This window comes from Levilactobacillus koreensis JCM 16448 (genome assembly GCF_001435525.1).
GTDB classification, from domain to species: domain Bacteria; phylum Bacillota; class Bacilli; order Lactobacillales; family Lactobacillaceae; genus Levilactobacillus; species Levilactobacillus koreensis.
In genome coordinates this window covers 14,210-40,554 of sequence record NZ_AZDP01000064.1, presented here as the reverse complement: position 1 = coordinate 40,554, position 26,345 = coordinate 14,210, and the positions used below count along the sequence as shown (strand labels likewise).

Annotated in this window: 27 protein-coding genes and 1 other RNA gene; 5 read left to right on the top strand and 23 right to left on the bottom strand. The window is 49.3% G+C overall.

Annotated features, from left to right (window positions below):
* Nucleotides 1-93: 93 nt before the first annotated feature.
* A complete protein-coding gene (locus FC99_RS05395) occupies nucleotides 94-693 on the bottom strand; it encodes a DUF1054 family protein (RefSeq protein ID WP_048732149.1) in 600 nt (199 codons plus the stop codon).
* A gap of 74 nt (nucleotides 694-767) precedes the next feature.
* Between FC99_RS05395 and FC99_RS05390 the strand changes: the two genes are divergently transcribed.
* From FC99_RS05390 to FC99_RS05375, 5 genes are all read left to right on the top strand, one after another.
* Complete coding sequence (locus tag FC99_RS05390) at nucleotides 768-1,223, top strand: YueI family protein (RefSeq protein ID WP_048732151.1); 456 nt, start codon at nucleotides 768-770, stop codon at nucleotides 1,221-1,223.
* Between the two features lie 44 nt (nucleotides 1,224-1,267).
* Nucleotides 1,268-2,515, top strand: a complete 1,248-nt coding sequence (locus tag FC99_RS05385; protein ID WP_048736239.1) for a replication-associated recombination protein A — start codon at nucleotides 1,268-1,270, stop codon at nucleotides 2,513-2,515.
* A gap of 41 nt (nucleotides 2,516-2,556) precedes the next feature.
* A non-coding RNA gene (gene ssrS, locus FC99_RS14455) (6S RNA) lies at nucleotides 2,557-2,747 on the top strand.
* A 458-nt stretch (nucleotides 2,748-3,205) separates the two neighbouring features.
* Entirely contained in the window at nucleotides 3,206-3,493 is a 288-nt protein-coding gene (locus FC99_RS05380) for a hypothetical protein (RefSeq protein ID WP_048732153.1), read from the top strand.
* A 96-nt stretch (nucleotides 3,494-3,589) separates the two neighbouring features.
* The gene (locus FC99_RS05375) at nucleotides 3,590-4,069 is read left to right on the top strand and encodes a universal stress protein (RefSeq protein WP_048732154.1); all 480 of its coding nucleotides are present in this window, start codon (nucleotides 3,590-3,592) and stop codon (nucleotides 4,067-4,069) included.
* Nucleotides 4,070-4,184: 115 nt separating this feature from the next.
* Here FC99_RS05375 and FC99_RS05370 read toward each other — a convergent pair whose 3' ends face one another.
* From FC99_RS05370 to glyA, 22 genes are all read right to left on the bottom strand, one after another.
* The gene (locus tag FC99_RS05370; RefSeq protein WP_048732156.1) at nucleotides 4,185-5,042 is read right to left on the bottom strand and encodes a helix-turn-helix transcriptional regulator; all 858 of its coding nucleotides are present in this window, start codon (nucleotides 5,040-5,042) and stop codon (nucleotides 4,185-4,187) included.
* Between the two features lie 416 nt (nucleotides 5,043-5,458).
* Complete coding sequence (locus tag FC99_RS05365) at nucleotides 5,459-7,060, bottom strand: glycerophosphodiester phosphodiesterase (RefSeq protein ID WP_048732158.1); 1,602 nt, start codon at nucleotides 7,058-7,060, stop codon at nucleotides 5,459-5,461.
* A 260-nt stretch (nucleotides 7,061-7,320) separates the two neighbouring features.
* On the bottom strand, nucleotides 7,321-8,463 hold the full coding sequence (locus FC99_RS05360; RefSeq protein ID WP_048732159.1) for a D-alanine--D-alanine ligase family protein: 1,143 nt from the start codon (nucleotides 8,461-8,463) through the stop codon (nucleotides 7,321-7,323).
* A gap of 74 nt (nucleotides 8,464-8,537) precedes the next feature.
* A complete protein-coding gene (locus tag FC99_RS05355; protein ID WP_048732161.1) occupies nucleotides 8,538-9,506 on the bottom strand; it encodes a DUF2785 domain-containing protein in 969 nt (322 codons plus the stop codon).
* A gap of 22 nt (nucleotides 9,507-9,528) precedes the next feature.
* Nucleotides 9,529-10,380, bottom strand: a complete 852-nt coding sequence (locus FC99_RS05350) for an SPFH domain-containing protein (protein WP_048732163.1) — start codon at nucleotides 10,378-10,380, stop codon at nucleotides 9,529-9,531.
* Between the two features lie 787 nt (nucleotides 10,381-11,167).
* Complete coding sequence (locus FC99_RS05345) at nucleotides 11,168-11,470, bottom strand: glycine cleavage system H family protein (RefSeq protein ID WP_048732165.1); 303 nt, start codon at nucleotides 11,468-11,470, stop codon at nucleotides 11,168-11,170.
* Between the two features lie 17 nt (nucleotides 11,471-11,487).
* The gene (locus FC99_RS05340) at nucleotides 11,488-12,693 is read right to left on the bottom strand and encodes an FtsW/RodA/SpoVE family cell cycle protein (RefSeq protein WP_048732167.1); all 1,206 of its coding nucleotides are present in this window, start codon (nucleotides 12,691-12,693) and stop codon (nucleotides 11,488-11,490) included.
* Between the two features lie 218 nt (nucleotides 12,694-12,911).
* Entirely contained in the window at nucleotides 12,912-13,136 is a 225-nt protein-coding gene (locus FC99_RS05335) for a DUF2969 domain-containing protein (RefSeq protein ID WP_048732168.1), read from the bottom strand.
* 12 nt (nucleotides 13,137-13,148) lie between these two features.
* The gene (yidD, locus tag FC99_RS05330; RefSeq protein ID WP_048732170.1) at nucleotides 13,149-13,442 is read right to left on the bottom strand and encodes a membrane protein insertion efficiency factor YidD; all 294 of its coding nucleotides are present in this window, start codon (nucleotides 13,440-13,442) and stop codon (nucleotides 13,149-13,151) included.
* A gap of 24 nt (nucleotides 13,443-13,466) precedes the next feature.
* Complete coding sequence (mreB, locus tag FC99_RS05325; protein ID WP_048732171.1) at nucleotides 13,467-14,474, bottom strand: rod shape-determining protein; 1,008 nt, start codon at nucleotides 14,472-14,474, stop codon at nucleotides 13,467-13,469.
* Between the two features lie 753 nt (nucleotides 14,475-15,227).
* Nucleotides 15,228-16,535, bottom strand: coding sequence for a UDP-N-acetylglucosamine 1-carboxyvinyltransferase (gene murA / locus FC99_RS05310; protein WP_048732177.1), 1,308 nt, complete (start codon nucleotides 16,533-16,535; stop codon nucleotides 15,228-15,230).
* 30 nt (nucleotides 16,536-16,565) lie between these two features.
* Nucleotides 16,566-16,793: a DUF1146 family protein gene (locus FC99_RS05305; RefSeq protein ID WP_048732179.1), complete on the bottom strand. Its 228-nt coding sequence runs from the start codon at nucleotides 16,791-16,793 to the stop codon at nucleotides 16,566-16,568.
* 210 nt (nucleotides 16,794-17,003) lie between these two features.
* Entirely contained in the window at nucleotides 17,004-17,423 is a 420-nt protein-coding gene (locus FC99_RS05300; RefSeq protein ID WP_048732181.1) for a F0F1 ATP synthase subunit epsilon, read from the bottom strand.
* Nucleotides 17,424-17,436: 13 nt separating this feature from the next.
* Nucleotides 17,437-18,852 carry a F0F1 ATP synthase subunit beta gene (gene atpD / locus FC99_RS05295; protein ID WP_048732183.1) on the bottom strand — a complete coding sequence of 472 codons (1,416 nt, stop codon included), beginning with the start codon at nucleotides 18,850-18,852 and terminating at the stop codon, nucleotides 17,437-17,439.
* A 22-nt stretch (nucleotides 18,853-18,874) separates the two neighbouring features.
* The gene (locus tag FC99_RS05290; RefSeq protein ID WP_048732185.1) at nucleotides 18,875-19,774 is read right to left on the bottom strand and encodes a F0F1 ATP synthase subunit gamma; all 900 of its coding nucleotides are present in this window, start codon (nucleotides 19,772-19,774) and stop codon (nucleotides 18,875-18,877) included.
* 30 nt (nucleotides 19,775-19,804) lie between these two features.
* Nucleotides 19,805-21,346 carry a F0F1 ATP synthase subunit alpha gene (gene atpA / locus FC99_RS05285; protein ID WP_056986486.1) on the bottom strand — a complete coding sequence of 514 codons (1,542 nt, stop codon included), beginning with the start codon at nucleotides 21,344-21,346 and terminating at the stop codon, nucleotides 19,805-19,807.
* 30 nt (nucleotides 21,347-21,376) lie between these two features.
* On the bottom strand, nucleotides 21,377-21,919 hold the full coding sequence (atpH, locus tag FC99_RS05280; RefSeq protein WP_048732188.1) for an ATP synthase F1 subunit delta: 543 nt from the start codon (nucleotides 21,917-21,919) through the stop codon (nucleotides 21,377-21,379).
* Complete coding sequence (gene atpF / locus FC99_RS05275; protein WP_048732190.1) at nucleotides 21,909-22,424, bottom strand: F0F1 ATP synthase subunit B; 516 nt, start codon at nucleotides 22,422-22,424, stop codon at nucleotides 21,909-21,911. The genes atpH and atpF overlap by 11 nt, the downstream gene beginning before the upstream one ends.
* Before the next feature lie 59 nt (nucleotides 22,425-22,483).
* Nucleotides 22,484-22,696 (bottom strand): F0F1 ATP synthase subunit C, encoded by a 213-nt coding sequence (gene atpE, locus FC99_RS05270; RefSeq protein ID WP_048732192.1) that lies wholly within the window; start codon nucleotides 22,694-22,696, stop codon nucleotides 22,484-22,486.
* Between the two features lie 32 nt (nucleotides 22,697-22,728).
* On the bottom strand, nucleotides 22,729-23,448 hold the full coding sequence (atpB, locus tag FC99_RS05265; protein ID WP_048732193.1) for a F0F1 ATP synthase subunit A: 720 nt from the start codon (nucleotides 23,446-23,448) through the stop codon (nucleotides 22,729-22,731).
* Nucleotides 23,449-23,792: 344 nt separating this feature from the next.
* Complete coding sequence (gene upp, locus FC99_RS05260) at nucleotides 23,793-24,422, bottom strand: uracil phosphoribosyltransferase (RefSeq protein WP_048732195.1); 630 nt, start codon at nucleotides 24,420-24,422, stop codon at nucleotides 23,793-23,795.
* Nucleotides 24,423-24,520: 98 nt separating this feature from the next.
* The gene (glyA, locus tag FC99_RS05255) at nucleotides 24,521-25,762 is read right to left on the bottom strand and encodes a serine hydroxymethyltransferase (RefSeq protein ID WP_048732196.1); all 1,242 of its coding nucleotides are present in this window, start codon (nucleotides 25,760-25,762) and stop codon (nucleotides 24,521-24,523) included.
* Nucleotides 25,763-26,345 lie beyond the last annotated feature (583 nt).

The following is a 26,345-nucleotide window of genomic DNA, read 5'->3' as shown; positions in this document are numbered from 1 at the left end:
CTATTTCAGCCTACACATGCGTCCCGACGATTGCAATCAACCACCGGAACACAGAAAAATCTGGAAACTAACTCCCAGATTTCCCAATCAAACTTAAATACGAATCAGCTGATCATACAGTGGCAACAGGGCTCGCACCGTCGCTTGAATGATCTGCGTCTGCTCGGCCGCCGACACCGCGAAGAAGTCACTCCCCCGCATGAAGTTGCGACCAACCTGCCATTCGGCATGCCGGTTCGGTTGCGTGGCCATCAACGCCTGATAGTTTTCACGGATCAACGGCACCCCGCAGTCCTTATCCGTGTGGTCACCACCGCACGCAAAACCCGCCGGTAACTGCATGACCGTATCTTCCTTCAAGCGACTCAGCAAGGCTTGACGGTCCTTGGCTTCTTGTAAGACGGCTAACCAAATAAAGAACCGGTCGTCCCAGAACCCCACTTCGATGTGCGGTAACATTTTGTACCCCCGTTTGGACGTGCTAAACGCCACCCAGGTATCTGGCGGTGGATTTTTCGACCGTCGCCGATGAAGCGAGATGTGATCATAAATTGGCACAGCCAACTCCGCGAAAACCGGTACGAGTTCCGTGACTGTCTGCTGAAATTTAGGGTCAATTTGCGCTCGAATTTTTCCCAATCGTCCCGGCAACGTCTGATCATCCCACACGCGAAAATCTTGATCCTGATACATCCAAAGCCCCCTTCCTAAACGTCTGTTCAATTCCATGTTATACTAGTGAAACTAACTTGAAAAGAGGGAATCCCATGGCAGAGAAGAGTCAAATGGAACAACATTTACAAAATTCCGTCTACGGTACGCCGCAGATCAATCCCGATGAACAACGCCACTACTTGGGGACGTTTCGCGAGCGGGTCTCCCTGGCAATGACCATTGCCGAAGTCACGGACCGCGACAACCTGGATTCATTTATCACGGAGATCAGCGCGCATCCGGACTATCAGGTCATCCTAAATGGCCACGTTGACCAGGCCGACCTCGCCCCGTACCTCAAGTTGGCGAGCCAACACAATCTAAAATTTACGATTCGTCAAGACACCATCTATGGCGTCAACGACAGTGACCTCGGTCTAGTCGTGGCCAGTGACCACGCTATCGACCAGAGTCCCATTGCCCTAAGTAAAAAGTACCCACCGAAATCACCAGCAGAACCTGAACGCCCCACTAAGAAGGGCTGGCTCGACAAGCTGCTGGGGCACTAAGAAAGGAGTCCCATTCCTTGGCACAACATCCGTTAGCCTACCGCATGCGGCCTCGCCGCCTGGAGGAAGTCGTTGGTCAACAAGACCTCGTCGGCCCCGGGAAAATTATTGCCCGCATGGTCGCCGCCAAATTACTTTCATCCATGATTCTTTACGGGCCGCCGGGCACCGGTAAAACCAGTATCGCCAGTGCCATTGCCGGCTCGACCAAGTATGCTTTTCGCAAACTAAACGCCGCGACCGACACCAAAAAGGACCTGCAAGTCGTCGCCGAAGAAGCCAAGATGAGTGGCACCGTCATTCTATTGCTCGATGAAATCCATCGGTTAGACAAGACCAAACAAGACTTTTTGTTGCCCCACTTAGAGAGTGGCCGTATCGTCTTGATCGGCGCGACGACCGAAAATCCTTATATCAACATCAACCCGGCCATTCGGAGTCGGACCCAGATCTTTGAGGTCCACCCGCTCTCTTTGGACGATATCAAGACTGCCCTGAAACGCGCCATGACGGATGAAGAACGGGGCCTCGGCAAACTGAAGCTAACCGTCGACGACGATGCCCTGGGCTTCATGGCCGGTGCCACCAACGGCGATCTCCGGAGTGCCCTGAACGGTCTCGAATTGGCCGCACAGTCCACGCCGCCCGCCAAAGATGGTGAAATTCACGTCACCCTTGAGGTAGCCGAAGCCTGCTTCCAACGCAAGGCGTTAATGGGTGACAAGGACGGCGACGCACACTACGACGTAATCTCCGCCTTTCAAAAGTCGATTCGGGGGAGCGATACCGATGCTGCCCTCCATTACCTGGCCCAGCTGGTTGCGGCCGGTGACCTGCCGTCGATTTGTCGGCGCCTGATGGTCATCGCCTATGAGGATATTGGCATGGCCAATTTACCAGCTGCTGGCCGAACGGTTCAAGCCGTTCAGGCAGCCCAACAACTCGGGTTACCCGAGGGGCGCATTCCGTTGGCCGACGCCGTCATCGAACTGTGTCTGTCGCCAAAATCCAACTCTGGCATTCTGGCAATGGATGCCGCATTGGCCGATGTCATGAATGGTCACAACGGCGCCGTCCCCGACCGGTTAAAGGACGCCCACTATAGCGGTGCCAAGAAGCTCGGTCACGGCAACGACTACCAGTATCCGCACGATTTCCCGGGTGATTGGGTCAAACAACAATACCTTCCCGACGACCTCAAACGTGCCGAATACTACCAGCCGAAAACCAACGGGCGCTTCGAAACTCAATTGGCGGAACAATACCGCCGCCTCCGCCAAGCCAACCGGTAATGGAAAAATTGTATTTTTATTATTTATATGATAATATACAAGTGGTTCTAAGGTGTACGCGTTGTCTCACTACAAGTTGCCGAACAAGTAATTCTTAAACGGGAACGCCTAACGATATCGTAGCTGACATGCCTTTTCACTTGGAAGTCAAAAACTTTATCAGACGCTCCCCCCTGCATTGTCATCGCGGGTCAACATGACTGGACAATTAACGGCACCACTTAGATCAACCAAAGCCTCGTGCTTTGAAGGCCATTCCATTGAATGGCCTTTTTCTTTTGCCCATTAATCTTTCCTGGGTGTCTCTTAAAACCATGGATTTGCTAAATATGACCGCGCTCCGGCTGACAGGGATTCCTCCGGCTCTGATTGATATCTGCAATTATACTGGTTGAGAATCCAAGAACCTTTAACTTTTCAGCCGCGTTATAACTAATTTAGTCGGCAATTCCTATGCAATACTGGTCGCATAGGATAAACTTCAGCTCTACTTAACAGACACCTCGGGTACGGTTGGCCTATTGAAGTTTGCTCTAATAAGCTTAACTATCCCGTTACACTTTCTGACCCAAGCCGTAATTCCTGACCTAAGAAGAAATTGGTTCCCCACCACTAATTTCACTCCCCTACTGCTTTTACGCCTGGACTCGGGTATACTAGGCAATAGATAATTTAAGGAGGAGTCCTCTCTTGGCTATAACGATTCTAATGATTTGCTACACCCTGATTTCCTTTGGGCTTGGCTGGTACTTTTTTAGTCACCGCCAACGGCCATTTCTAGTTTTTCATCCCGAAGAAAGTCGTGAATTACAACGTGTCCTATCAATTGGTGGAATCATCATGATGATCATCGGTGGGTTCTCGGCCGCTGCAACCATCATGAACAATACGATTTTTCTAGCGGCCGTTTTATTGGTTGGGGTCATCGCTATCATGGCCATCCAGCTCATCTTGTTGCACTGGTTTCCTAAGGGGTAACCGGTTACAACTTTCGTCACCTTTTTTGCCATTTTGCTTTTTATTTGGCGGTAAATAACGTATGATAAGAGTATAAAGTAATGAGAGGTGAACAATATGTTACAACAATACAAGCACATTTTAGTTCCAGTTGACGGGTCCTACGAAGCCGAATTAGCTTTTAAGAAGGCGGTCGCTGTGGCTAAACGTAACGATGCTGATTTACATCTCGTTCACGTTGTTGATACGCGGGCTTTCCAAAACATTTCCAGCTTCGATACCAGCATGGTTGAACAAGTCACGGAAACGGCAAAGAAGACACTCGACAAGTACGTTGCCGATGCAAAGGCTGATGGCCTGCAAAGCATTGACTACGCGATTGAATACGGGGCGCCAAAGACCATTATTGCTCGCGACGTTCCCCGGGATAACGATACCGACCTGATTATGATCGGTGCTACTGGACTGAATGCCGTTGAACGGCTCCTTATCGGTTCTGTAACTGAATACGTGACCCGGACTGCTGTCTGCGACGTTATCGTTGTTCGGACTGATCTGAACAACCAACCAGCCAAGGTTACCAAACCAGAAGGCTAAGTTAGCTTGAAACAGCAACACCGCTCCCGAATTTCGGGTAGCGGTGTTTTTTTATTTTGTAAATTAAAACCAGCCTAAATAAGTTAATTCGGCTGGTTTCCTTATTTATTCAACTTCAATCGGCTACTGCGCCTAGTGGAGACGTCGTTAAACGTTCCTGTAAGGCTACGTTGTGCGTCACTAACGCCAACGTTTTCGCAATCGTCAAGCTCCGTTTAGCAGCCACGGTTGCTAGCAAGGCTTGTTCGGCCTGACCGCGAACCTCGTACAAGACATCGATCAGGTACAAGGAGGCTTGCTTCTTCACGGCGGTCAACGCCGCTTCCACGTTTTCAATGACGAGTTGCGGTTGGTCTAATTCCAAGTACATCAGCGCAATCTGGTAGCGCGCCCAGACTAACCGTTTAAAGTTAGCTTCGTCGTGCCACTCGAAATCATCCAAGTATCCCGCAGCTTCGTTCAAGTAATAGTGGGCCTTGTCGAACTCCTTACGCGCAACGTAAGCCGAGGCCATCCCCACGTTACCGACGATAGCATACAGGTCCCACGGCATCCGGTAAGACCGGTGCAATAATAAATTAAAATGGAAAATAGCTTCATCCGGCCGATTGTGCGTGTTTAATTCAATAAAGCCGCGATAATAGTGATATCGTTCCCGGTCAAATGAATTCTGGACGCTGGTCATATTGACCTTGGTCAACAACTCACCCGCCGTTGGATAATCGTCGTGCCGAATTGCCTGAGAAATGGCCTCAAACTGGTCATCCATGCTACTGCCAAGTCCAGACAAAATATCTCCCAGTGACACATTCAGTCGCCGACAGATCTGCAAAATAATCTTGATGCTCGGCACCTTATTTTTCTTCTCCATCAGACTCACAGTCGCTTGCGTACAGATTCCCTCGGCGAGCTCCTGTTGCGATAAATTCTTTTGCTTACGGTATTGTTTGATCTTATTCCCTAGTAAACGCATCTCATCTCTCCCTCACGAATCGTGATGCTGGGCAACTTACCAATTAATGATAAAAACCGAACATTTGTCTAAGCGACCACCAGCAATCGTCCCCCGACCCGTCACACGATTCACCGATGATTTTTCCCTGATGATGATGATAACCGCTCGGTCGCTTCATCATTAATTATTATAATAAGCGATTTGTAAGGAATTACAAGCAATAAACCAATTTATGAAGGAACTCTAATCTGTCTATACCATTTTATCATTTTAAAATAAATATATTTATATTAGCGGCTTCCCTACCGTATATAAATTTATTAATACGACATAACATTCGTCATTAATTCATTTAGTTACTGTTATAAATGGTATTTCACCAAACAAAAACGTGCGGCCAAGACCATTACCCCTGTCTTTAACCACACGCCGTTCTAAACATAGCTCAAAATAAAGTTCTGGACGACCGCCCACCAGTTGGCTTCCGGATTCTGCTGGGTCACTGCCCGTAGCCGCGTCAGCTCATTGGTGATCTGGCCATCGGCCCCTAACGCCCAGGTCCGGGTCATCGCCGCATGTGAATCCGGCGTCCACACGTAAGCTGGCGCGCCAGTACTGTGCGCAGCGGCCAAGAATTGCTGACTCATCGAGATCCGCTGAAAGGAATAAAAGTCGGCCGGCACCACATTGGGCGCCACCCAGTTGAATGGCGTAATGTACCCCACTTTCAACTGGGGCGCTATCTCTCGCAGCTGGCGGACGACCCGGTAATCCAGCGAATGGACCGCTGCATGGTCACGGACTAGCCGTGTCCCGTATTGTCGGGCAAATCGGCGCGTCATCCCCCGTGAATCCTGCGGGGTCGTTTTAATTTCGACCAGCAAGCGTTGGTGTAAGTGCTCGGCCGTTTTCAGATATGCCGGCCACCCCGCTAATTTTGCTTGATGACCATCCTCGCGTAACGTCAACCGTTGAAGCTGACGCAGGGTCAATTGGTGCGGTGTGACGCGTTTCTTCGCAAGCACTTGCAGATTCTCATCATGCAAGACCACCCACTGATGGTCCCGCGTCTCATGGAGGTCCATCTCGACGTAGGTCGGCCGCTGCCGGTGAATCAATCGCAACGCCGTAATCGAATTCTGCACGGCCTGATGATGGTCGACGCCCCGGTGACTGATCAAGGTGGCCGTCGTAAACTGCGGGGTCTGCGTCATCGTCTGCCCCACGACAGCCAGACCTATCACCCCGGCGACGATGGCCAGCCGCCAAATCGGCCGCCGATAATAGCTGGCTCGCTGCGGTTGTTGCCCCGTCCAACTCCAAATAATCGTGATCACCGTCAAAATCGCTACTAAAGTAAACCCCATTAAAATTAGCCACAGTGACGTGCTAGCCACGACTCTTCGACCAGCTTGCATAACTTGTCCCACCCAGACGTTAACGGCCACCAGCAGCTCACTAGCGCCCAGCCACAGCAGGGTCAGCCCGCCACCCGTCACTAGGCCCGTAACCATTTGCCAGATAGACCCCGGCTGCGTTAATTGTGGGGTGAGTCGGCGAAAGTAATGGGGCCCGCGCAAGAGCACGATGCCAGCAATCAGAAAATAAACGACCGCCGCAACCATTAAGACTGGACGCCGATTAAGCCCGACAAAGTTGACCCAGCTAGCTGGCACGGGAAGACGCACCAAAAAACGACTGCCAAGCCCCCATAGTCCCCACGGTACCGTTAAAATAGCCACGGCAACTAGCACGCCACACCACGTGACCCAGTGCTGTGCGGCCAACCGATAGCTGACACGGCGGTCACTAACGGGAACGTTGGCCAGCGTCAATGCCAGCTGGGTCAGCTGAACGGCACTGGTCACCAATGTCGCCACTAGCACCAAAACAAGTGCTACCGACCAGCCCGGCCGCGTCGCCAGCAACCGGAGGCCACTAAATTCCAAGATCAACAGACCCCATCCCCGGAACAACCCCGGCGATGTCAACCCCCGTCGCCAACTCTGCCGTAGTTGACGCCATTTCTCACGCATAAAATCCCTCCCCATCAAAAAAAAGCCGACCGGAACGTTTCCGCTCCCAGCCGACTTGTCGTTGCTTTTAATTCTTATAAGAATTAGGCAACCTAATGTGTCCTTTGCCTTACTGCCCGCCAAATATGGGCTGGAACGTTGCAAACACACCTTGAAGACTAGCAAATTGCAAGTCTTCAAAGTTGGTCTTCTGCTAAACCACCGTCAACTAAGCAGAACGACATGCCGGTGCCTGTATCCGTCAGCCTCCGCTTATCTAGCTAGTTCTTCGGCTTGTACGTTGAGGCCGCTGAATTATCGCTCAGTGGAATAAAGTCGTAAGCCAGTTGGTCTTGCACCTTGAACTCATCTAAAGCGAGTTGAATCAGGCGGTCGATCAGGTCGGCGTAGCTAATCCCCGTGGCTTGCCACAATTGTGGATACAAGCTGATGTTGGTGAACCCAGGTAAGGTGTTGACCTCACCCACGTATGGCACCCCATCCTTGGAGACCAGGTAATCGATACGGGCCATCCCCTTAAGGCCTAATGCCGCATAGGTTTGAAGCCCCATTTGCGTGATTTCCTGCGTCAGGTCTTCTGGTAATTCGACGGGCACCTCAAAGGTCACCCCGCTAGCATCGACGAACTTGTTGTTGTAGTCGTAGAAAACATCCGACTTTGGTACCCGAATCGCACCCAGTTTAGAGGCTTCGGGACGTTCGTTACCCAAAATGGAAATTTCGACTTCCTCGGGACCATCGATCGTTTGTTCAACCAGTACCTTGTAATCGTACCGAAAAGCGTCAGCAATACCGTCGTTGTACTCCTGGGCGTTGCCTGCTTTGTGAATTCCGACCGAAGACCCTTGGTTTGCGGGCTTGATGAAGACGTTGTCGCCTAATTTAGCTTGGACCGTGGCGTAATCAAATGCGTCGCGGTTATCCGGCGTTAACACCACGTATTTCGTGTTGCGAATGCCATGGGCCGTCAAAACCTGCTTCGTCATATCCTTATCAAAGGACACAGCCGATGCCAAGACGCCACTCCCCACATAAGGCTTTTTCAATAAGCGGAAAAGCCCTTGGATCGTACCGTCTTCACCCAAATTACCATGAATAATTGGGAAGAAAACATCGATATCCTTTGCCTGAGATAAATTCCAAATGGGTGCCAATGGGTTGGAAGGGTCTACCTTGGTCTTTTCCTCAGCCGCAACGGTGGCCTCGTCTTCGCCATCGAAGACGCGCCGTGAAGCTGCGTCACTTAGCACAAAACCATCCCGTGTCAGTAAAAATAGACTAACATCGTAGTTGGCTTTATCCATTGCATCGTAGATGTTGTGGGCAGAACGCTTAGACACATCATGCTCCGAGGAATTACCACCGAATAATAGACCTACGTGTAACTTGCTTTTCGTTTCCATGTTGTCACTCATCCTATCGTATATATTTCGGTTAGCCTTCAGTATACCATTTCTCTTAAAAATTGAGAATAAAATCAGCCTAAAAAATCGATAGTTGAGTTCAAGTAATCACGGAGCTTGGCTGGCAGGTCTTGGTGTAAGCGCAGTGCGTCCACCAGCCGTTTGCGGTTAAAGAACTGATTCCACCCGGCGATGGTGTCGGGCCGCCGCTTATAGGCCACTTGCTGACGCCACTGCTTAAGCGTCATCAGAAAGGTCGTCTCATACAGCGGATGGCGGTTGGCCAACTCCACCAGATACGTCGCCATCCGGTCATTTTCGCCATAGATCAGCGGCGTGGTCAGCCGTTTCAGCCGTTCCATCAGTGTGACCAACAGAAATAGCTTATCGGCTCGTGGCAGGTCGCTGTTACCCGCCAAGACCGCTAACAGGTCCGTGATGGCCGTGTAGGCGTGCGCCCAGCCCTGATGATTCACGAAACCGCGGGTGTCCGTCTCCAAGCAAATATAGGTCGCTGTGAGCAACACGATTGGTCGCAAGTCCACATCGCGCGCATTGATGGGGTCCATAAAGTGGAGCAGGACCGCCAGTAAGGCCAAGCGCGCTGAGCGACCAAAGACGGCTGCATTAGCCGGTTCGAGGATATGGTCAAACAAATCGTCCTGTTGCGTTAACCGCTCGAACAGGTACTTCATCTGCGCGGAATCAAGCGCATCCTGCTGCAAGGCATCGTATACCGAGAAATTAATACCGTTATACCGAATCTGAGGGTCAGTTGAGGATAGGTGGTCAACCAAAATGCCTAATTTTTCCCGCGACAAAGTCACTGGAACATTTTCACCCAGTTGGCGGGTCAGTTCGGTCAAGATGTCCTTCACCCCGTCATCGTCATCTGGAAGCGTCACGGGCGTCCGGCGCTGCCGGTGAATGCCGTCCATGACTTTTCCCAGCCGTGTACCCAGCGATTGGTAGACCTCACCGTTTCTGACCTGCTCATTTAACGTCGCGAGTTGCTGCATGACCGCGCCTATCTGTTCATCCATCAAAAACCCTCCATACATTTGATTACGAATCGATCTTCCCGGTATTGATCACCGGTTGCGACCCCCGTTCATTAATTATTGAAACCATCATGTTATTGATCAATTGCAACTTTTGGTTGTCCGTTAATTTCAAATTTGTCTCGGCACCCAACCGATCGATGGCCCCTTCCGTAATGGACACGGCCCCTTCGACAATGATCTTTCGTGCTGACAGAATCGCTTGTGACTGTTGCCGTTGCAACATCGCCGAAGCAATTTCGGTTGCGTAAGCCAAGTGCGTCAACCGAGTCTCGATAATCTTGACACCGGCCACGTTCAATCGTTCTTGCAACTCCTCGGTCAGTCGATTTGAGACATCGGTCGGATTACTCCGTAGCGTCAATTCTTTCCCATCGCCAAAATTATCATAGGCATATTCGGAAGCCACGTGACGAATAGCGGATTCCGTTTGGATCTCTACGAACTGTTCGTAGTCTTCCACCGAGAACAACGCCTTGCTGGTGTCGACGACCTTGAAAACGATAACCGCTGCGATTTCCACAGGATTCCCTTGGAGATCGTTGACCTTCAAGATGGCACTGTTAAAGTTACGCACTCGTAATGACACCGTCGACTTATTTGTCAGCGGCACCGTCAAGTAAAGCCCGGCCTCGCGAATCGTCCCAATGTACCGACCAAAGAACGTCAGCACTTTAGACTGATTGGGACTGATAATGGTCAGACTGCTAGCGGCCAAAACGGCCACGACGATCACCAAGCCACCCAACACGACCATTGTACCGGTCGCCAGTAAAAAGCCGCCCCCGATGATCAGTGCTAAAACAATGACTAATCCCAGGTACCCGTTGATATGAAAAACATTCTTTTCTTGCATATCACTCACTCCATTCCCTTAGATTTAAAAACTGTTGGTTGATTGCTTTGGTAGCAAGTCAACTATATGTATACTGCGGTTGCCATAACAAACGTTGAAAGACCTCCTCCAGCCCCATATCTGGTAACTGGATTAGCTACTTCCATGCCCTTTGCGTTACATCAGCACGTGCAACCCTCACCAATAAATCTCAACCGACATTAGATGTATGTATATACCAAGCAGATTGGTAACTAGTTAACTGTCCTTACTTGAGAAGTTTCACTAACTGCCGCCACCTTCATTATACCCGACCAACGATAAAAACCCTAAGTATCTACTAGAATTATCGTTTCAACCGATTAGGGGCACGAGCAGACCGCCTACTGTAGCATTAGTTGTGCCGCTCAACTCTTACGTTTGTAACTAGCAAGAAGCCATCTATCAACATTTATAACTCACAGTTAGCCAGTACCCACTTATTATCCACAATCGCATTAAGTAGATGATCAGACACGTCTTACTAAAGGGGAAATGGTGTAGCATGTTTCAGGAGGCCAGGGACGGAGCCAGCCGTGGTAATTGTGTTGGCTGGCAGCCTTTGCTAGCCTACACAAAGACACGTGCTTTTCGTGGCTTCAAATCGAGCAAGAAGCCCGCTTCTCAGGCTGAAGCGTCCCCACAGCAGGTGTAGTCCCTGGTAGCCGGAGTGCGGAATCTGCTTTAATCTGCTTTAAACCGCTTTAAACTAATCTACTAAAAAAAGCGTCATCCCCAAAAAGGAATAACGCCATGCTTCAGTTCGTGCTTAGTCCTCTTGAACGTCGACGAACCATGCAGCATCTACATCGCTACCGTTTAAAGCATCGAAATCGTTGGCTAATGCCGGGTTAACGGCCGCAACCTTACCAGAAACTGGACTAGGAATGTCCGAAACCGCCTTGTCAGCTTCAACGCTCAACAGGTTTTCACCCTTCTTCACGTCGTCGCCAACTTCTGGCAATTTAGCAAACTTAATCGTTCCCAGTTCGTCTTGACCCTCGGTCGTTAAACCAATTCGCGTACCGTCGTTAACAGCTTTAGTCCAGAAATACTTTACCATTTCACTCATGTGTAAATAGTCTCCTTCTACTTAAACGATTCGTTACGACTAAACATGTAACTCTTATAATGATACCTCATTGACATGATTAAACCAATCCCTATCAGGTTCCCAATCAACGCGGACCCCCCTTGACTAACAAACGGTAACGGAATCCCCGTCAGTGGCAAGAGACCAATGCTCATCCCAATGTTTTCGAACACGTGGAAGAGAATCATCATGATGACCCCGGTCGAGATGTAGGCGTAGAACACGTTCTTCGTATCAAACGTTACCCGAATCATTTGGTAGATCAACAGGAAGTACAGGAAGATCAAGATACATCCGCCGATGAAGCCGAAGTTTTCCCCGATAACGGAGAAGACCATATCGGACTCACGGACGGGCACATACACATGGGACACGTTGAAGCCGGTTCCGAAGATACCACCGGACCCAACGGCCTTCATGCTTTGCCAGAGTTGATACCCGGAGTTTGACGTATCGGATGAAGGATGTAACCAGTTGTCGACCCGGGAAAATTGGTAAGCCTGAAAGCCGACACGTTCCAAGATTTTGCGACCCCAGTCAGTGGTGACAAACGTCAATGCGGTCCCCCCAACAACGGCAACCGTCCCAAAGGCTGGTGCAATAATTTTCCAGGTGATTCCTGACACTAGTAAGACCCCACCCACGATGGCAAAGAACACCAACATGGTTCCGAAGTCATTTTGTGCCTTCAGCAACACGGCGACCGGTAACGTCCACAGAATCAATTTGCCAATCAGCACCCAATCCGTCCGCACCGTATGCAGGGGATTCGCGTTGTTGTGTTCCGTCACGACCCGGGCCAACATCAAGATGAAGGCGGGCTTCATGACTTCTGAGGGTTGAAAGGTCAGTGAGCCAATGGCAAACCAACTTCTCGCCCCGGTATTTTGGTAGTAAACCCGGCTATAGAAGACTAACACGGCTACCAACAGGAAGATTCCCAGCCAGTAAAGCACCGGTGCCACCTTCCACAGTTGCTCTGAATCAAATTGCATAATAATCACGATGGCGACCGTCCCGATGATGTACCACATCAATTGGGAAACCACGGCCGACGTAATGCTGGTGGCACTACTATCGTGGGTCGCCGCCACGTAGATTGATGCTAGCCCAATCAGCGCTAACATCAGGACACAGAAGATAATTCCCCAATCGATCCGGGAATCAGGCTCGCTTCGTTGTTCCGTCGCATTCTTTGCCACAATGATTGCTCCTTAATTCAAAATAGATTGTTTCCTTAGTGACTTTCCCTAAGTTGACCAGCGCTAAAGCCCTACCGCCAACCCGGCAGTCACCAAGACGACTAGCCGACCACGCCATTATCCAGTGGTCAAGCCCGTCTCGTCGTCCACGCACATTGTAAGTATAAAGGCCGAAGTGTACGATAACGTCACACTCCGGCCAACTTTACTAAAATTTATTAACCGCGATGCAGGTGGTAGTCCCGCAACAGGAGTTCGACACCTTCGTCGACCGTTTTTACACGGTAAACGTCGCCGTCATTCAATTGGGCTTCGAAACGGTCATCCATTGGGGTAACTGTCCCGATGGTTTCATCGCCAATCTTTAACACGGACATCGTGCCACCGTCCGGCAGTTTTTGGTCGTCAACGGTAACTTCTACAGACTTTTCTCGTTTGCTCATGCCAACTCTCCTTTACTTGATGGGGGGTTCTTGATCCAATTTCATGGCTTCACGGTATTCTTTCTCCGCTGCCACGTTACGCTTCAGGGTGAAATGATCCGGTACTGGGTCCACGCCGCCCCGAACGAACGGCTGACACCGTAAAATACGCGCAATGCCCATGAGGCTTCCCTTGAATGCGCCATGCTTCTCTAGCGCCTGCAACATATAGGTTGAGCAGGTCGGATAGTACCGACAGGTCGGTGGAAATAACGGCGAAATAAACCGCTGATATCCCCGCACCAAGAAGCTTAGTAGGTGACGCATCGCCAGTCCCCCTTTAATGACTCACTAGTCGTTGTTTTCCTTAGCCGTCTTCGTATCCATGTGTTCCAGCAGAACGCCGGCACCCTTAGCCACATTGTCCAGTGGGTCTTCGGAAATGATGACGGGAACGGTCAACCGTTCTGAGAACAGCTTGTCGATACCGTCCAACAAAGCACCCCCGCCAGTCAGCATGATGCCCCGATCGATGATGTCAGCGGCCAGTTCTGGTGGTGTCGTTTCCAAGACAGCCATTGCTGCGGAAACGATTTGTTCAACGGAGTCATGAATAGCTTCTTCAACCTCAGCGGCGGTAATCGTCACTTCGGTAGGCATCCCACTAACGGAATCCCGGCCACGTACCGCCATGGTCTTTTCTTCATTGCCAGGTTCTGGGTAAGCTGTCCCAATCTTGATCTTGATGGTTTCAGCGGTCCGTTCCCCAATAATCAGATTGTGGTTACGCTTAACGTAATTGACGATCTCAGAGTTCATCCGATCACCGGCAACGCGAATTGAGCGGCTAGCCACAATGTCACCCAGAGAAAGGATGGCAATGTCACTAGTTCCCCCACCCATATCAATGACCATGTTACCACTAGGCTTGAAGATATCCATCCCAGCACCCAACGCAGCGACCTTAGGTTCAGCTTCCAAGTAAACCTTGGCGCCACCAGATTTTTCAGCAGCCTGAATGATGGCCTTGCGTTCGATTTCCGTGATGTTCGTGGGTGCACAGATCATAATGTTAGGCTTGGATAAGAAACCTTTGACACTAAGTTTGTTAATGAAGTAGGAGAGCATGGCTTCGGTAATATCGAAATCAGAAATGACCCCGTCCTTAAGGGGACGAATGGCCCGAATGTTACCTGGTGTCCGTCCAACCATTCGGTAAGCTTCTGAGCCCACCGCTAATACCTTATCCGTCTTGGTATCGATTGCCACAACGGACGGTTCGTTTAATACAATACCCTTACCGACCACGTAGATTAAAACGTTCGCGGTCCCTAGGTCAATTCCAATGTCTTTCGCCATACTTATGCGTCCTCCTGATTTTTAATGCCAATTTTCAACATTTCATTATACCATAATCCTTGCGAACACTAAATGATTTCTCGGGGAATGTTCGGTTAAGCCCCTTTGTTACCGTTTTCTTGGGTTATATAAAACGGCCGCACTCCGGCTGCCAGGGGTTCCGCCTGCCATGGGGAACGTCTCCAGCCTAGGGACCGGGCTTCCGCCTCGCTTTGAAGCCGTGAAAACCACACATCTCCAAAGTCGTCCCACGATGTAAGCCGGGAAAGAACCCCGCCTAACATCGTCGACACGGCTGGCTACACCCCTGGCCTCCTCCGGCTCAGATTGACCACTAACAGTATAGCCGTCGAGATCAGAAGACCAACAGCATTAGCTTATATTTGGGATAAAATTCTCAACTAAGAAAAAATCTCGTCAAAATGAGTTGAAGCAGATCCTCCGTTCAACAATAAATTGATGACGACATAGCCTACCGCAGACACAATTTAAAGTTCAGCGTTTCTCGTCATTCAACTACGATTGCAAGAAAAACCAGTTTAAGTCGGAGGAGGTCAGGGACGGAGCCAGCCGTGATAATGGCATGGGCGACTTTGAAGACACACGATTTTTGTGTGGCTTCAAAGCGAGTGAGAAGCCCGTCCTTCGGCTGAAGCGTCCCCACAGCAGGCGTCATCTCTGACCGACCAGTTAGCTCCCCCATTTCACCTAACAAAAACAAAAAGGCGGCAAACACTGCCACCTCATGATTACTTAATTATTAACGTGGGTATTCTTCAACACAACAGTATCATCGTCAGGAACATCGATCCGCTTAACCTCAGCCCCCAGCGCACTCAACTTCTTGTGGAAGTCGTAGTAGCCGCGATCCAAGTACTTCAGGTTCGTGACCTGCGTGTAGCCATCGGCAACTAGGCCAGCGAGAACCAGAGCAGCTGCGGCACGTAAGTCCGTGGCGGCCACTTCGGCACCGTTGAAATCAGTTGGGCCATGCATCACGACCGTGCGACCATTGATTTGGAATTGCGCGTTCATCCGGCGTAATTCTTCCAAATGCATGAAGCGGTTTTCAAATACCGTTTCGGTCATGGTACTCGTACCTTCAGCGGCCAGTTGTAGAATGGTCATCTGTGGCTGCATGTCGGTTGGGAAGCCCGGATATGGCAACGTCTTCACGTCCGTTGGCTTGAGCTTGTCTGGTCCGATAACACGGATACCAGCAGGTTCTTCCGTAACTTGGACGCCCATTTCTTGCATTTTTGAAATTAAAGGTTTGTTATGTTCAACGATACCATCCTTAATCAACACGTTCCCGTGTGTCAAGGCAGCACCGACCATGAACGTCCCGGCTTCAATTCGGTCTTGGACTACGCTGTGTTCGGCACCGTGCATCTTTTCGACCCCATCGATCCGTAACGTTTCGGTCCCCGCACCGCGGACCCGGCCGCCCATCTTGTTTAAGACATTTGCCAAGTCAACGATTTCGGGTTCGCGGGCAACATTATCGATCACGGTTGTCCCGTTTGCCAAACAAGCGGCCATCATAATGTTCTGGGTGGCCCCTACGCTTGGAAAATCTAAGTAAATGTGACTACCTTGTAGCCGATCGGCAAAGGCTTCGATGTACCCATCATGTTGTTCGATTCGGGCGCCCAAAGCTTCGAGGCCCTTTAAATGTAAATCAATTGGTCGCGTACCGATTGCACAACCACCAGGTAACGCTACCCGGGCATGGCCGAGACGAGCCAACAGTGGCCCCATGACGACGATAGAAGCCCGCATCTTGGAGACATATTCGAACGGCGCTTCACTGGAAACTTGCTTCGTCGCGTCGATCGTCACTTCCCGCTTGGCTTCGTCAAAATCAACGCGCAAGTTCAGGAAACGGAGAACCTTATTCATTGTATAAACATCAGACAAAACTGGAACATTTGCTAAATGAGTGAGTCCGTCTTGAGCCAGAATGGACGCTGCTAAGATTGGCAATACGGCATTCTTGGCCCCTTCAATGTGGACCACACCAGATAAGCGGTTCCCACCATGAACGACAATTTTTTCCATGGGATACCTCCAAAGATTTTTATAGGCCAATCACAACAGATAGCCTAGATTACGAACGTTATTGATGAAGTCCAAAAAGAATGAGCTACAAGCAAAGCCAACCGCAACCGCTAACATCACAATCAAGACGCGCGATTGGCGAGGGTAAAACGTCATTAATCGCTCAATGTGCAACGCCGAAATCGCCCAAAAAGCTAACGCGATAAAGGACAAGTGACTGATGATCGTTAATATGGCCTGTAACCCAATGAGTTTCATTACCTCAATCCTTCCTAAACATTCTCACTAACTATAGCATAATTTTTCGTGTGTGTCCCTGAGATTCCTTTAAAATCGGCATTTGTAATATTACAAATATTTTTATTAACCACGTTAACCGAACGAACCTGATACCAGGGTATCAAAAAAGCGAGCACTCCGCAATGGAAGTGCCCGCTTAAAGCGAACCAAAAATGGTTTACACAATATTTAATGATTAGCAACGTTAATCCGGTTGATGGCACGCCGCAAAGCGACTTCAGCCCGCGCTAAAGTATCTGGATCATGAGACTCTTGTGCCTTCTTGATCGTTTCTTCAGCCCGTTGACGTGCACTCTGCGCCCGATCAACATCAATATCGTCTTGACGTTCCGCACTGTCCGCAACAATGGTCGCCACATTGTCGGAGAACTCAATGAAACCACCGTTAACGGCAATTTCGTCTTCGTGATCGCCTAATTTTACCCGCGTCTCATCAACTTCGAGTGAAGCGATGAGCGGCACGTGATTCGGCATGATCCCTAATTCACCAATTGTCGTTTTGACAACCAGTAAATCACTGTCTCCTTCATAGACGCGACCATCAGGGGTAACGATACTAACAGATAACACTGATTGATTATCAGCCAATTAGAATCCCTCCCTACTTGTCGGCAACGGCAGCGTTCATTTTCTTCGCTTTCTCAACGGCGTCTTCGATAGCGCCACAGTTCCGGAAGGCATCTTCTGGTAGGTCGTCATACTTCCCATCGAGGATTTCCTTGAAACTCCGGATCGTATCTTCCAACTTAACGTACTTCCCGTCCATACCCGTAAATTGCGAAGCAACGGAGAATGGTTGTGACAGGAAGAATTGAATCCGCCGAGCACGGTTAACAATCGTCTGTTCTTCATCGGACAGTTCATCCATCCCCAAAATAGAGATGATGTCTTGCAATTCATGGTACCGTTGTAAGACGTGTTGAACTTCCGTGGCAACATCGTAGTGCTCTTGACCGATGATTTCAGGGGCCAAGGCAGTTGACGTTGAAGCCAGTGGATCCACGGCTGGGTAAATCCCTTGTTGCGTCAAAGAACGTTCCAAGTTAGTCGTCGCATCCAAATGGGCGAAGGTCGTGGCAGGAGCAGGGTCGGTATAGTCATCGGCAGGCACGTAAACGGCTTGGATCGAGGTGATAGACCCCTTCTTCGTCGACGTGATCCGTTCCTGTAACTGACCCATTTCAGTAGCCAACGTTGGTTGGTAACCAACGGCTGAAGGAATCCGCCCTAACAGAGCAGAAACTTCAGAACCGGCTTGCGTGAACCGGAAAATGTTATCGATGAACAACAGAACGTCTTGGCCCTTAACGTCACGGAAGTATTCCGCAATCGTCAAACCAGTCAAGGCAACCCGCATCCGGGCACCAGGAGGTTCGTTCATTTGACCATAAACCATGGCCGTCTGCTTCAGAACCCCGGACCCCTTCATTTCCCAGTACATATCGTTACCTTCACGGGTCCGTTCACCAACACCGGTGAAGACGGAAATCCCGTTATGGCCTTGAGCAATGTTATGAATTAATTCTTGAATTAAAACGGTCTTACCAACACCGGCACCACCGAACAACCCAATCTTCCCACCACGAACGTAAGGTTCGAGCAAGTCAATAACCTTGATCCCAGTTTCCAGGATTTCAGTCGTAGGGTTTAATTCGTCATACTTAGGTGCATCACGGTGAATTGGCATCCGTTCTGCGTCTGGTCCAAATTCGGCACCGCCGTCAATGGGATTCCCGAGAACGTTAAATACCCGACCAAGTGTGTCGTCACCAACAGGAACAGAAATAGAAGCACCAGTGTTTTCTACTTCCAATCCCCGGCGAAGACCATCGGTACCGTCCATGGCAATGGTCCGCATAACCCCGTCACCTAATTCCAAGGCAACTTCGGTTACAAGGATACTACCATCATCTTTTTTGATGTTAAGGGCAGTGTTGATATCAGGTAATTCATCGTTCAGCGGGAATTCAACGTCAACAACAGGTCCGATAACTTGAACAATTTTACCAGCACTCATTATTCGTTAATTCCTCCCGTAATTAGTTATTTAAGGCTTCCTGCCCACCGGTAATTTCGGTGATTTCAGTCGTGATCGCTGCTTGACGCGCACGGTTATAGTGCAGCTGCAGGGTCGCAATTAAATCATCGGCATTATCAGTAGCAGACTGCATCGCATTGGTACTTGATGCATGTTCGGCCGTCTTTGCGTCCAAAATCGCACCGTAAACTAAGCTTTCTGCGTATTGTGGCAGGACGACCTGCAGCACACCCTCTTCAGAAGGTTCTGTGTCGTACTCAGCCGTCAACGGTGTCGTTTTCGTATCGTTTGCCGCATCAGAAGACAGGGCTTCCCCATCGACTGGCAACATTTTTTCAGCCCGAAAACGGGATGAGATCCGGTTTACAAAGTGATTGTAGCATACGAAGAGTTCATCGAAGACCTCGTTGTTGAACATCGTGGTAACCGTCTTAACGATTTCCCGAACTTCATTGAATTCAGGAACGTCGCTGACGCCACGGTATTCATAAGCTACGTTAACGCCACGGTGCTTGTAAAAGTCAGCACCAGTGCCCCCAACGGCTAACACCATGTAGTCGTCAGGATTTGGCGTCCGTTCTTTAATGAACGCATTGGCATCCCGTAAAACGCTGCTATTGTAGCTCCCAACCATTCCACGATCGGAGGTGATCACTAAATATGCGGTTTTCTTTACTGGACGGTTCGACTGCAGGCTACTTGAGGAATTATCCAACAGATGAGACTGCGAAAGATGCATGACGACAGCCTTAACCTTAGAAACATAGTCTTGGTAGCCGACTGCTTGTTTCTGAATCTTATTTAACTTCGCCGTCGAGACCATGTGCATCGCCGCCGTAATTTGACGGGTCGCCTTCGTGGACGTAATTCGACGTTGAACGTCATGAATTGATTCAGCCATTATTTCTCACCATCCTTCCTTCAAGTACTCTTAATCAGCCGAGTTGGCCGCCGTATCATCTGCTTTGGCAGTCGGCTGGAAAGTCGTATCGAATTCAGCAATGGCGTCTTCCAGAGAGTTACCCTCAGGTAAGTTCCCGGTCGTCGTGATCGTGTCTTCAAGGTCTTGGTGACTAGCGTCCATGTAATCAAACAGTTCGTTTTGGTAACGTAAGACGTCAGCCACTTCAAGCTTGTCCAAATGACCATGAGTCAGTGCAAACAAGATAATAACTTCCTTGGCAACCGGAACGGATTCGTGCAAGCCTTGCTTTAAGACTTCCACGGTCCGGGCACCACGGTCTAATCGTGCCTTAGTAGCGGCATCCAAGTCAGAACCGAATTGGGCAAAGGATTCCAGTTCACGGTAGGCAGATAAGTCCAACCGCAACGTCCCAGCAACCTTCTTCATGGCTTTGATTTGAGCGTCCCCACCAACCCGAGACACAGAAGTCCCGGCATCCATGGCTGGTCGAATACCTGAATAGAAGGAATCACTGTTCAGGAAGATTTGACCATCGGTGATGGAAATAACGTTGGTTGGAATATAAGCAGAAACGTCACCGGCCTTGGTTTCGATGACAGGCAAAGCCGTCATTGAACCGCCACCAAGCTTATCGCTTAACTTAGCTGCCCGTTCCAACAAACGAGAGTGGGTGTAGAAAATGTCACCAGGGTAAGCTTCACGACCTGGTGCACGCCGCAGAATCAATGAAAGTTCACGGTAAGCATCGGCTTGCTTGGTTAAATCATCGTAGACAATCAACACGTGCTTACCGTTGTTCATGAACTCTTCACCCATCGCTGCACCGGCATATGGTGCCACGTACAGCATAGGTGCTGGTTCAGAAGGACTCGCCGTAACGACGATTGTGTAGTCCATTGCGCCGTATTGTTCCAGCGTCGCCACTTGTGCACGAACCGTAGAAGCCTTCTGACCAATGGCAACGTAAATACAGATCATGTCTTGACCCTTTTGGTTAATGATCGTGTCAATGGCAATGGAGGACTTCCCAGTCTTCCGGTCACCAATGGTCAATTCACGTTGGCCACGACCAATTGGAACCAAAGCATCGATGGCCTTGATCCCGGTTTGTAGAGGTTCACTAACCCCTTGCCGGTCCATAACACCAGGTGCTTTATGTTCGATAGGACGCGTCTTGTCTGTGGAAATGTCCCCTTTACCGTCAATTGGTTGACCCAATGGGTTAAGAACCCGGCCAATTAATTGCTCGCCAACGGGAACTTCCATGATTCGGCCAGTCCGCTTAACGGTATCGCCTTCAGTGATTCCAGTGAAATCACCCAAGATAACAATACCAACGTCACTGGCTTCGAGGTTTTGGACCATCCCATAAACCCCGTTATCAAACAACAGTAACTCACCTTGTAACGCATTGTTCAGACCGTGGGCCCGAGCGACACCGTCACCAACGTAAGTAACCGTACCAGTTTCTTCAACTGAGATTTCATCTTGATAGCTTTCTAATTGTTGTTTAATTAGAGCACTGATTTCCTCAGCTTTAATGCTCATGAAAGTTTCACCTCTTTATCACCGAATTCGTTATGCTAGCAGTTGCTGCCGTAAACGATTAATTTTAGTTCGTAAGCTACCGTCAAGAACCGTATCAGCAGCCTTAACGATGACGCCACCAATCACAGCGGGGTCAACCCGACTGCTCAAAATGACCTTTTCGGCACCCACTCGCTTAGCGTAAGCCGTCTCAATCTGTGACTTTTGGTCATCAGATAAGGCTACTGCCGTCGTCACTTGTGCGTAAACCGTGTGATGTAATTCATCGTATAGGACCTGGAATTGATCGATAATATCGACCAAATTTTCCACGCGACCGTAGTCGTAGACCATTTGAATCAGGTTCTTGATATACGGTGATGCTTGCTTCAACAGTGGTTGAAGTAACGCTTCGCGATCAGCAACCTGCAGGCTAGCGTCTGAGAGCATCGTGCTCAATTTTGGGTTGTCCTGGAAGATACGCCGAAGTTCTTGTAGCTCTGTGTAGCCTGACTCCAGTTGGTCTTTTTCGGACAACAAATCAAATAATGCTTTAGAGTAGCGCTTGGCTACCGTTGCCCTATTAAGACTCATGTTGCTTCCCCAACCCTTCGATATAAGAATCAATTAACGCCTTTTGATCGTCAGCCTTCAATTCTCGTTGAATGATCTTGGAAGCAATCTCAATAGATAAATCCGCCACATCGTTACGGGCATCGGACAGAGCGTCTTGACGTTCTTGTTCAATATCCTTTTGGGCATTTTGCTTCATCGTCTGAACGTCCGCTTGTGCTTGCGTCACGATTTGTTCGCGTTGCTGTTGACCATTGGACTTGGCATCGCTCACAATCGTTTGGGCTTCAGAACGAGAATTTGCCAAGGCTGCTTGGCGTTTTTCAACCAAGCTAGCGGCATCGGTACGGGACTTTTCTGCTGAGTCAATATCATTACTGATCTTATCAGCCCGGTCCTGCATCATCTTCGTCACTGGACCCCATGCAAAGATCTTAATGATCCACATTAAAAGTACGAAACTAATAATATAGAAAAGCGAATCTCCAAAGTAAAGCGTCTGACCAACTACTAAATGTGAGAGCATCTATTGACACCTCCTTTTGCTATCAGATATTTACAAATTTTACCGGTTGTTCGTTGTAACTACTTGTTCATAACCATCAAAGCAACAACGAAGGAAATGATAGGCATGGCTTCAACCAGCCCAACACCAATAAACATGTTCGTCCGTAATTGACCTGATAATTCAGGTTGACGAACCATACCTTCTAGCATCTTGGAAATAACGATACCATCACCGATACCCCCACCAATGGCGGCACCAAACATAGCAATACCAGCTGCAATAGCTCCCATAATCTGTGTTTCCTCCTTAAATTAGATAAAACTTATTCCTCGAGTTCTAGCTTTTGAGAAATATAAACTGATGACAACGTAACGAAAACGAACGCTTGGATAGCCCCTAAGAACGCGGAGAACCCTTGCCAAGCCATTTCGATTGGCAATGCAATAATCATCGTTACAATACCGTGTGAAACTGCCAGATCCCAGATTACTCCTAATAGCATTTCACCAGAGAAGATAACCCCGAAAATACGAAGACCCAACGTCAAGAAGTTCGTGAATTCCTCAAAAATACTGATCGGAAGCCAGAACACAAAGGGTTTCATGTAGTTTGCAAAGTGCGCTTTGTAACCTAATTTCCAAACACCAGCGAATTGGGCAATCATCATCGTCATCAACGAGAACGTCAACGTCGCGATAGGATCTGAAGTTGGACTACGCATAATCGTTGCCCCACTTCGGGTCGCCACCTGGATAAACAACCCAATTTCGTTAGAAAGAAAGAGAAACAGGAACAGAGTGAACCCCCACAAACCGAACTTACCGACATCGCCGGCAGGAATGGATCCCTTCAAAATTCCGTTGGTAAAATCAATCAACCATTCCAAGAAGTTTTGCCCCTTGGTCGGCTTCATGGCCAATTTCCTAGAAGTGAAAAAAACGACTGCTATCACCAGCAGGAAAACAACCAAACCGGATACAACGTTAGCAGTACTAAATGTCAGTCCCAAGAACTGGAAGGTTGAAACTGGATCATCACTCACCGAATATCACCTCTTTTCAACACTATATGGACGCAATTCCTAAGGTAAACCCCCTCATGCAAGCGGTTCTCTCACGAAATGCGGAATAGCGAACGAAGCGAGCGCTCCATTCAAATACACTGGAAATGATACCACCAATCCTAATAAAAAACAAAACAATTTTTCACAGGCTAAACATTCCCGACTAGTCGGGTAAAATTCAGGCCCTAAAAGGGTAGTTAGCGTTTTCACAGTCTATTTGCGTGCGCAATGGCCCCGCTAAAAAACTGACCTCAATCATTAAAAAAGTGACCTTACTGAAACAAAGAAGAGACTCGGCCTCATTAGCCGAATCTCTTTAAAGTTTACTTCGTCCCAAACAGCCGGTCACCGGCATCGCCGAGACCAGGCACAATGTAGCCATCTTCGTTCAGGTGGTCATCAAGCGCCGCCGTATAAATGTCAACGTCCGGGTGCTTCTCGCGCAGGGCTTTGACCCCTTCAGGAGCGGATACCAAGCAAACAAACTTAATGTTGCTAGCGCCACGCTTCTTCAGTGCGTCAATCGCCATGATAGCAGAGCCACCGGTTGCTAACATTGGGTCCACAACAAAGACTTGTCGTTGATCAATGTCAGACGGCAACTTAACGAAATATTCATGAGGCTGGAGTGTTTCTTCGTCCCGGTACATCCCAATGTGACCTACCTTAGCAGCAGGGATCAACTCAAGGATACCGTCGACCATCCCGATCCCAGCACGCAGAATCGGCACAATGGCCACTTTCTTACCGGAAAGCTCTTTGGCCGTCATCTTAGCCACTGGCGTCTCGATCTTCTTATCTTGTAGCGGCATATCACGTGAAACCTCATATGCCATTAAAGTCGAGATTTCGTTGACTACCTCCCGAAAGCTGCGGGTCCCACAGTCTTTGTTCCGGATAATCGTCAGTTTGTGTTGAATCAACGGGTGGTCAAGTACTTGAAACTTCCCCATGAATAAACGCTCCTTTATGATTTCTTACAATTGTACCATTATCTACGCTACCAAAACGGACAAATTTTAAATGAAAACGTTTTTTCTAAAACTTTTTTCTAGGGTAAGGCATTTAACGGGTGGGCACTGGTTAATGCATGAACGCGTTGCCGCACATCGGCCAAGACTTGTTCGTCGTCAGGGTGCGTAATCGTCTGCACAATCAGTCGAGCCACTTCCCGTGATTCATCGGCATTGAAGCCGCGGGTGGTGATGGCTGGCGTCCCAATTCGAATCCCAGACGTCTTGAACGGACTCAATTTTTCATTCGGAATGGCTTCCTTGTTGGTCGTGATCATGACGCTATCCAACAAGTCCTGCGCCTGCTTCCCATTGAGGGTCGTTGCCGACAGATCGAGGGTCATCAAGTGATTGTCCGTCCCGCCAGAAATCACACGTACGGCCGGTAACTTGGTAAACTCATCGGCCATGGCATGAGCGTTCACGATGATCTGCTTAGCGTAGTCCTTGAATTCCGGTTGTAGGTCTTCGAAAAATGCTGCTGCCTTACCGGCAATCACGTGTTCTAATGGACCACCCTGGGTGCCGGGGAACACAGCCGAGTTAATGCGTTTGGCATTCTCTTCTTGGGAAAGAATCAAGCCGCCGCGTGGTCCCCGCAACGTCTTATGCGTGGTTGTCGTCACTACGTCAGCAATTCCCACTGGACTAGGATGTAAGCCCGTGGCGACCAGACCGGCAATGTGGGCCATGTCAACCATCAAGTAGGCCCCAACTTCATCCGCAATTTTACGAAAGGCGTTCCAGTCAATGAACCGGGAGTACGCGGAAGCCCCAGCAACGATCATCTGCGGCTTGACCTTCTGAGCCACCTCGCGAATCATGTCGTAGTCCAAGAGTTCCGTTTCGGGATTCAACGCATAACTATAGGCGTTGTAGATCTTACCAGAGAAGTTGACCTTGGCACCGTGGGTCAAATGACCACCGGCATCAAGCCCCATCCCCAAAATCGTGTCGCCAGGCTTCAAAAATGCCGCATAGACGGCTTGATTGGCCTGCGACCCGGAGTGGGGTTGGACATTCGCATATTCAGCGTGAAACAGCTTCTTAGCCCGGTCAATGGCAAGTTGCTCTACCACGTCAATGTATTGGGTACCCCCATAGTATCGTTTACCCGGATAACCTTCAGCATACTTATTCGTCAACACGGACCCTTGTGCTGTCCGTACGGCTTCGCTCACAATGTTTTCGGAAGCAATCAATTCAATCGTATCTTCTTGTCGTTGCTCTTCCTTAGCAATGGCGCCCCATAATTCTGGATCTTTTTCTTTAAAATTCACTGGCAATCCCTCCTGAACTGTAATTAGTTTCATTCTACCAAATTTTCTCGCACCGTGGGGCCATGAGGGCTTATTTATCTTTTTATAGCGGGCGTTGTGGTATGCGCCCCTACAAACTCCCCTGCCCCTTGATGAAATTAGTTGCCAGGGATGGTGTAGATTGACCGTACTCCGGCTGCCAGGGATTCCGCCTGCTGTGGGGACGCTTCAGACTGGAAGAACACCAGTCTTCTCGCTCGCTTTTAAGCCACGAAGAGCCCGTGTCTTAAAAGTCGCCCATCTTGTTAGCTAGCCAGCGGCCAGCTAACAAGATTACCACGGCCGGCTACATCCCTGGCCTCCTCCGGCTCAGATTGTACTTCCACAAAACAACAGTTTAGAATCTCTAACTGAACTCATAACAATATCGTCTGACCCACAAGTATTCAACGATAAAAGAGCTATACCCTCGCTAGTCAGAATTTCTGTTAGTTTGTGGGGACAGTCACTTCACCGTTAATTTCTTGCACAACCTATATTTCAGTTCCGGTCGATAACAATAACTTCTCCTAGCCATCCGGTGACGATGACCTTCTGACAACCA

Excerpts from the sequence above, each read along its gene's own strand:
- FC99_RS05395 (WP_048732149.1), bottom strand. The coding sequence starts at position 693 with ATGTATCAGGATCAAGATTTTCGCGTGTGGGATGATCAGACGTTGCCG.
- FC99_RS05390 (WP_048732151.1), top strand. The coding sequence starts at position 768 with ATGGCAGAGAAGAGTCAAATGGAACAACATTTACAAAATTCCGTCTAC.
- FC99_RS05385 (WP_048736239.1), top strand. The coding sequence starts at position 1,268 with ATGCGGCCTCGCCGCCTGGAGGAAGTCGTTGGTCAACAAGACCTCGTC.
- FC99_RS05375 (WP_048732154.1), top strand. The coding sequence starts at position 3,590 with ATGTTACAACAATACAAGCACATTTTAGTTCCAGTTGACGGGTCCTAC.
- FC99_RS05370 (WP_048732156.1), bottom strand. The coding sequence starts at position 5,042 with ATGCGTTTACTAGGGAATAAGATCAAACAATACCGTAAGCAAAAGAAT.
- FC99_RS05365 (WP_048732158.1), bottom strand. The coding sequence starts at position 7,060 with ATGCGTGAGAAATGGCGTCAACTACGGCAGAGTTGGCGACGGGGGTTG.
- FC99_RS05360 (WP_048732159.1), bottom strand. The coding sequence starts at position 8,463 with ATGGAAACGAAAAGCAAGTTACACGTAGGTCTATTATTCGGTGGTAAT.
- FC99_RS05355 (WP_048732161.1), bottom strand. The coding sequence starts at position 9,506 with ATGGATGAACAGATAGGCGCGGTCATGCAGCAACTCGCGACGTTAAAT.
- FC99_RS05350 (WP_048732163.1), bottom strand. The coding sequence starts at position 10,380 with ATGCAAGAAAAGAATGTTTTTCATATCAACGGGTACCTGGGATTAGTC.
- FC99_RS05345 (WP_048732165.1), bottom strand. The coding sequence starts at position 11,470 with ATGAGTGAAATGGTAAAGTATTTCTGGACTAAAGCTGTTAACGACGGT.
- FC99_RS05335 (WP_048732168.1), bottom strand. The coding sequence starts at position 13,136 with ATGAGCAAACGAGAAAAGTCTGTAGAAGTTACCGTTGACGACCAAAAA.
- yidD (WP_048732170.1), bottom strand. The coding sequence starts at position 13,442 with ATGCGTCACCTACTAAGCTTCTTGGTGCGGGGATATCAGCGGTTTATT.
- mreB (WP_048732171.1), bottom strand. The coding sequence starts at position 14,474 with ATGGCGAAAGACATTGGAATTGACCTAGGGACCGCGAACGTTTTAATC.
- murA (WP_048732177.1), bottom strand. The coding sequence starts at position 16,535 with ATGGAAAAAATTGTCGTTCATGGTGGGAACCGCTTATCTGGTGTGGTC.
- FC99_RS05305 (WP_048732179.1), bottom strand. The coding sequence starts at position 16,793 with ATGAAACTCATTGGGTTACAGGCCATATTAACGATCATCAGTCACTTG.
- atpD (WP_048732183.1), bottom strand. The coding sequence starts at position 18,852 with ATGAGTGCTGGTAAAATTGTTCAAGTTATCGGACCTGTTGTTGACGTT.
- FC99_RS05290 (WP_048732185.1), bottom strand. The coding sequence starts at position 19,774 with ATGGCTGAATCAATTCATGACGTTCAACGTCGAATTACGTCCACGAAG.
- atpA (WP_056986486.1), bottom strand. The coding sequence starts at position 21,346 with ATGAGCATTAAAGCTGAGGAAATCAGTGCTCTAATTAAACAACAATTA.
- atpH (WP_048732188.1), bottom strand. The coding sequence starts at position 21,919 with ATGAGTCTTAATAGGGCAACGGTAGCCAAGCGCTACTCTAAAGCATTA.
- atpF (WP_048732190.1), bottom strand. The coding sequence starts at position 22,424 with ATGCTCTCACATTTAGTAGTTGGTCAGACGCTTTACTTTGGAGATTCG.
- atpE (WP_048732192.1), bottom strand. The coding sequence starts at position 22,696 with ATGGGAGCTATTGCAGCTGGTATTGCTATGTTTGGTGCCGCCATTGGT.
- upp (WP_048732195.1), bottom strand. The coding sequence starts at position 24,422 with ATGGGGAAGTTTCAAGTACTTGACCACCCGTTGATTCAACACAAACTG.